Here is a 7,051-nt window from a genome sequence, read left to right as displayed (position 1 = left end):
CCTGCTTGAATAAGCCTTAAAATTATAGCTTGATGGCGAATAATCTGCCACTTTTTTTGTTAATTTATTGTAAAGATTTGTTAGAGCGTGAGGAGGGGTTGCTTTGTTTTTTTGGGGTAGTGGCATTTTTTATGGGTGCTTGAGTGGTCGTTTTTAGTCGCTGTTTTAGGTAGCGGTTTTTAATCGCGATTTTGGTTAAAAACACCTCAAAAAAACTTCAATAAAATCAATACCTTTCCTGACCGATTTTTTATAAAATACATTTAATTATTTGAAGTGGCTAGTGCTGTTGTGGTAATTAACCATAACAGTGCTAGCCTTAGCTAACGTGGGAGCTTGATTCTTTAATTAATTATCCTTAATTAGCACCATAAGCTATCGCACAATTTAAGGATTAAGGACTTAAGGTGCAGTACAAAGTCCATAAAGGCGAACAGTATCATTGTAGCTGTACACATAACCACCAGATGAGTCGACAACGAACTGGAAGTTACCTGTCCTACCGCTCATCCAATACCTATTGTAGATAAACCCTGAATCAATATAATTTTGCATGTTACCCCACTCAGTGAAAAAGCCTGCCCCTATATGACGTAGGTAATAATTACCAGTTGATGGTGGTGTAGCACCGACAGCATCTTGACACCAGCTTCCTGAATTCCAACCAGAACAAACCGCATTAGTTAATTCCCTTACCTGCGGCATACGATACCCCAAATCACTACACCAAGTTATTTGATTAAGCGATGTATCGTTTTTTTCTCCACGATGGACAAACCACAGTCCTAGCTTAAATCCATATTTTACGACAGCATCACCTTTGCTATTTTTTCCTTTTAATTCGAATACCTGAGGTAAAGATGGGGTGTTGAGCGGACTGGGGTTTTCTGCATTTATTTGATCACTACTGGCCCTAGGACCATTTAAAGTTACCCGTGTTACGGTTTTTTTTCTATCAACAATAGAAATCCAATTGTCATTAGGAATTATTCTTGTTACGGTAGCTGTTATCCCACCATGTGTGACAGGAGACCAAGTCAACTGGCTTTCATCCACTCCACCAATTTCTAAATCAAAATATAATCCATCAGCCCCAGTAGTTGGGAAATTAAGACCATAAGATGATGGATTTGTAGATTGAGTTAAAAAACCTCTACCGTACTCCCAGATGTTAGGTGGTCCAGCGAAGATACCTGTGCCATTATATAGGTTTGGTTTTACCGAACAGATAGTTGGTGATGATGGTGGAGTAATATAATAAGCCACCGAACTGCCATTGAAAGTGTGACTATTCGGTACTCCATACCGTGTAGTTACACTACCATTTGTACAACTTAATGTTATCTTGTAAGGTGCAGTACATATATTTAATGTATCACTACGATTGACCGAACGACCATTTTTATCGGTAATCGCTACCGATAAACTTCCTGTTGCTGTTGCATCGCTATCGCCATCATCATCCCCCCAGTAACCTTGGGTAATTAAGTCATTTAAACTAACGCTATAGCTTGATAGAGGCACCAACATGCCAATATCACCAAAAGAATGTTCAGCCGATAATATTATTGGATTGGTAGCGCTTGAGGTGTTGGTTGACGGTGTGATTTTTGTACCATCCGGTAATGTGATAACCAACAGTGCGTCTGTATTTGTTACCTTAGTTCGTCCCCCGTCAAGCGTTAAATACGGTGCACTGCCCTCTATTACGCTTGAGGTATGAGCCGATAACGCCTGTGAAGTGTGCGAATACGTCAATGATAACAATGGCGCAAAAAATAACGGTGACTTGGATAAGAACGATAAGAACTTCAACCTAGATGACAATTCTGTCGATAATCTCGGAAATAAAACCGAATTCAATGGTTTCGGTGATAAAAGTAAGAATTGATTCTGTTTTCGACTACGATGAAAATGAATAGAATTTAAAGCGTAGGGTTGGCAAGCTAGATGCAAATTATGATAACGCATAACGATTAACCTGTAAGGTAATTCCTTGTTTTATTTATATTTCTTATATTTCACTCAATTAATGAGTAAATCCATGCTAAAAAGCGTTGAAATTATAATGTCTGCCGATAATATTATGTTGTTATTTTTGTTAATTTATTGTAAATATTTGTTAGTAACAAGGCTGGATTTTAGTTTGAAAATTTGTGCATTTTTTTGAATAATAGCTTTGACTAAAAATGAAAAAATCAATAAAATCAATATCTTTTTTGAAAAGCTTTTAAATAGCAATTAGGTTATTTTTTAACAAAAAAACTTTACAAAAACCACTCCAAACTGTGTGATTTACCTTATTTTTATGTCAACGACTTTTCAGAATCTATCCCGTCTACCAAAGCTAAAAAGACATTATTTTTTATCCAAAACCATTCAGGAAAGATATTGATTTTATTAAAGTTTTTTATTTTGTTTTTAAAGGGGAATAATTCCCCTTCGTATCCACGAAGTGACAATTTATCACTTTTTCGGTATGATATTAGCCATTTTATGATAATCGATTAGGTTTAGTGTGAATATTCAACAATTATTAACGCAACGCGTTTCGCAAGCTATGATTATGGCGGGTGCAGATAAGAACTGTGACGCTTTAATTAAGCAATCAAACAAAGCTCAATTTGGTGATTACCAAGCCAATGGCATTATGGCTGTTGCTAAGAAACTTGGGATGCCACCTCGCGATCTTGCTCAGGCTGTTTTGCAACATTTAGATATTGATGATGTTGCCGAAAAAGTTGAGATTGCAGGGCCTGGGTTTATTAATATCTTTTTAAAAAATAGTTGGATTGCTGAGCAAAATGAAATTGCGTTAAACAGTGATAAACTCAATATCACCCTCCCTGCCAAACCACAAACCATTGTAGTTGATTATTCGGCGCCTAATGTTGCTAAAGAGATGCACGTTGGTCACTTGCGCTCAACCATTATTGGTGATGCGAGTGTGCGCGTTTTATCATTTTTGGGGCATAATGTGATTCGAGCCAACCATGTCGGCGATTGGGGAACTCAATTTGGTATGTTAATTGCGTATCTTGAAAAAGTGCAAAATGAACACGCCAATGATATGGCGCTTTCAGATTTAGAATCATTCTATCGTGCTGCTAAAAAACACTATGACGAAGACGACGTATTTGCTGAAAAAGCGCGTAATTATGTTGTTAAACTACAAGGCGGTGATGAGTATTGCCGTGATATGTGGCGCAAGCTAGTTGATATTACCATGACGCAAAATATTGCCACTTATCGACGTTTAAATGTCACGTTAACCGTTGAAGATACCATGGGCGAAAGTATCTATAACAGTATGTTGCCAACAATCGTAGCTGATTTAAAACAGAAAAAACTAGCCGTTGAAAGCGACGGCGCTATTGTCGTGTTTTTAGATGAATATAAAAACAAAGAAGGCGAGCCAATGGGTGTTATCATCCAAAAACGTGACGGTGGTTACCTTTATGCTACAACCGATATTGCTTGTGCTAAATACCGTTACGAAACGTTGCACGCTGATCGTATCCTTTATTATACCGATTCCCGTCAACATCAGCATTTAGAGCAGGTTTGGGCTATTGTACATAAAGCTAAGTATGTGCCAGAATCTTTAAAACTTGAGCACCATATGTTCGGTATGATGTTGGGCAAAGATGGAAAGCCGTTTAAAACTCGTTCTGGCGATACGGTTAAACTCAATGACTTGCTTGATGAAGCCTGCGAACGTGCAACAACGTTAATTCGTAGTAAGAATCCTGAATTATCAGAAAGCGAACTTGCTAAAATTGTCGATGCGGTAGCAATTGGTGCGGTTAAATATGCTGATCTTTCAAAAAACCGTACTACTGATTATGTTTTCGATTGGGATAATATGTTGTCATTCGAGGGCAATACTGCACCTTATTTGCAATATGCTTATACGCGTGTGTTATCTATCTTCAAAAAAGCTAATATTGCAAAAGACAGTTTAACGGGTGATATTTGTTTAGACACCGATAAAGAACGCGCTTTAGCAACACGTTTAATTCAATTCGATGAGACCATTTCAACCGTTGCAAACGAAGGCACACCACATGTACTTTGTGCTTACCTTTATGAAATTGCAACGCTGTTTTCAAGTTTTTATGAAAACTGCCCTATTTTAACGGCAGATAACGAAAGCTTGAAACAAAGCCGTTTGAAATTAGCGTCATTAACAGCAAAAACCCTCAAAATTGGTCTTGATATGTTAGGTATTAAGACAGTTGAGAAAATGTAACAAAATTGCCACTTATGTTGATGGATTTATAATATCGAACAGACATAACAACATAAGTGGCTGCGTTGCTAATATGCAATATTTTGTGAATGTATAGCTATCGATGATTAGGTTTATTATCCGCCACCAAAATCAGTTAATGGCATTACTGCTGTTAACCATTGCGCTTGTTGCCATTCGGCTCTATCCCCACGCTTCACTTTCTGAACCATTAACTTTTTCGACACGTTATTATGATAACAATAATCAGCTAATTCGCATGACATTAGCTGACGATGATCGTTATCGGTTGTGGACACCTTTGGAAGATATTTCCCCCGATATTGTTAACGGCTTATTACTGCACGAAGATCAGTGGTTTTATTGTCATTTTGGCGTCAATCCATTTAGTTTAATGCGGGCTTTTAGTGCAACCTATTTAACTGGTGGTAATCGGCAAGGCGCCTCAACGATTACTATGCAACTAGCTCGCATGCATTGGCGTTTAAATACCCGAACGATTGGCGGAAAATTGCATCAAATTGCTAGGGCTATACAGTTAGAGTTGATGTATTCCAAGCACGATATTTTAGAGGCTTATTTAAATTATGCCCCTTTTGGACGCAATATTGAAAGCGTGGGCGCGGCATCATTTATCTATTTTAATAAACCGCCGTCACAAGTTAACCTGCCCGAAGCGTTAACGTTAGTCGTTTTACCACAATCCCCTACCTTTCGAGTTGATCGTAAAACGGGTTTTGCTGGCAAAGCGTTGGTAAAAGCAAGAAATCAGTTATTTGAACGCTGGCAAGCACAATATCCTGTTGATAGCCATATTGCAGCGCTCTTTTCGCAAAAGTTAGTTTTGCGTCAACCTGAACGAGTGCCCTTTGTTGCCCCCCATTTTGTGAATCAAATCATTCATGAGCAACATGACAAAACACAAGAAGTCAAAACCACGTTAGATAGTAATCTGCAAAAAATTATCCATCGTCAAGTCAATGCGTTTATCGAGCGCAATCGTTTAAAAGGCATTAATAATGCTTCGGTGATTTTAGTTGATACGCAAACCATGAAAGTGAAAGCGCTGATCGGCTCAGCGAATTATTTTGATAATTCGATTCAAGGTCAAGTTAACGGCACAATGGCTAAACGATCGCCTGGATCTACGCTTAAACCATTTATCTACGCGCTTGGAATAGATCAAGGCGTGTTGCATCCAAGGACGATTTTAAAGGATGTCGCCACCGATTTTGGGGCCTACACACCTGAAAATTTTGATCGCAACTTTCGTGGTCCCATTTCAGCAACCGATGCATTAATTCATAGCCGTAATATTCCTGCCGTATGGGTTGCATCAAAATTGAATAATCCTACTTTTTACCAGTTTTTGGTTAATGCTCATATTCAAAAACTTGCCGATGAAGCACATTATGGTTTGTCTTTAGTGTTGGGTGGTGGTGAAGTAAGTCCGCAAGAGTTAGTCGGTTTATATGCCATGTTAGCCAATGAAGGACGCTGGCAACCGCTACAATTTACTGAATCAACAACCTTACCAGAACCACAAAAGTTATTAAGTCCACAAGCGGCATTTATGACTATTGATATGTTAAAGCAAAACACTCGTCCACAAGATGTACTAAGTAAAATGCAAAAAAATGTCGTACCGGTTGCTTGGAAGACAGGCACCTCGTGGGGGTTTCGTGATGCTTGGACAGCAGGGACTTTTGGTCATTATGCTATGGTAGTTTGGCTTGGTAACTTTGATGGCAGTGGTAATAACGCCTTCGTCGGTGTCGATGCTGCCACACCGCTATTTTTTAATATTGTTGATAGCATTAATGCCTATTACCCCAATTTGCGTGAACCCAATCGTCCATTACCACCCAATTTAAAACGCATTGATGTTTGTCTAACTAGTGGTAATTTACTAACGCAATGGTGTAAAGCAAAAGGGAAAACGTGGTTTATTCCTGGTGTATCGCCAATTAATCCCGATACGATTTTTAGACCTGTTATGATCGATAATCAAACAGGTAAAGCCGTTTGTCCGCCTTATGATTTTACAACTTCTCATTTAGCTGTTTTTGAATATTGGCCATCAGATTTAGCGGCTGTTTTTGCAAAAGCAGGGATTCCTAAAAAATCCCCCCCTTCAACAAAACATTGTAGTTCATCACAAAATTATTTTGGTGATCCACCCAAAATAACCTCACCACTCAAGAATGTGGTTTATCAATTTAGAACCGCAAAACAAAAAAATGAGCAAATCAGTTTTACCGCTAACAGCGATGGCGATGTAAAAACGCTTTATTGGTTTGTAAATAATAATTTTATAGGTCAAACCTCACCAAGAAGCGCCATTAGTTGGATCCCAACCGAAAGTGGAACTTTTAAAATTTTAGTGCTTGATGATATGGGACGGAGCGATTCGCGTAATATTAAAGTCGAGCTGTTTAATTAATAAATTATGCTAACTGACCATAAATGAATAGTTACTAATTGCTCAATGTTAACTTATTGAGCAATCTCATTTTTGTGACAATAAATTATTATTAATAAATAATTAGTTAGTATTAAATATCTTATTTTTATAGACATTAAACTGATTAAAAATGTTTTTCAAAAGCGAAAAATCTAAAAAATAATACTTTAACTATTTCATTTATTTATATATTTTATGAATTATAGTACTTGCTATTACCAATATTTTGGTTAGAATTCCTGCAGTTTTGAATCGATATGGCGTTTGTACAATGAGTAATAGTAAATCAATCGTTTTAATCAATAAAATTATTGATATTATATTTTGTCCTCCTT

3 protein-coding genes are annotated in these 7,051 nt (G+C 37.5%); 2 read left to right on the top strand and 1 reads right to left on the bottom strand.

What is annotated here, in order from left to right:
* Nucleotides 1–402: 402 nt before the first annotated feature.
* A complete protein-coding gene (locus GQ596_RS08420; RefSeq protein ID WP_160401231.1) occupies nt 403–1,971 on the bottom strand; it encodes a hypothetical protein in 1,569 nt (522 codons plus the stop codon).
* A 547-nt stretch (nt 1,972–2,518) separates the two neighbouring features.
* Between GQ596_RS08420 and argS the strand changes: the two genes are divergently transcribed.
* Together argS and pbpC are read left to right on the top strand one after the other, a co-directional pair.
* Entirely contained in the window at nt 2,519–4,252 is a 1,734-nt protein-coding gene (gene argS / locus GQ596_RS08415) for an arginine--tRNA ligase (RefSeq protein WP_160401230.1), read from the top strand.
* Nucleotides 4,253–4,355: 103 nt separating this feature from the next.
* Nucleotides 4,356–6,695, top strand: coding sequence for a penicillin-binding protein 1C (gene pbpC / locus GQ596_RS08410; RefSeq protein ID WP_160401229.1), 2,340 nt, complete (start codon nt 4,356–4,358; stop codon nt 6,693–6,695).
* Nucleotides 6,696–7,051: the final 356 nt, after the last annotated feature.

It is taken from the genome of Gilliamella sp. Pra-s60 (assembly GCF_009795755.1).
Lineage (GTDB): Bacteria > Pseudomonadota > Gammaproteobacteria > Enterobacterales > Orbaceae > Gilliamella.
This window is presented reverse-complemented; position numbering and strand designations above follow the sequence as displayed.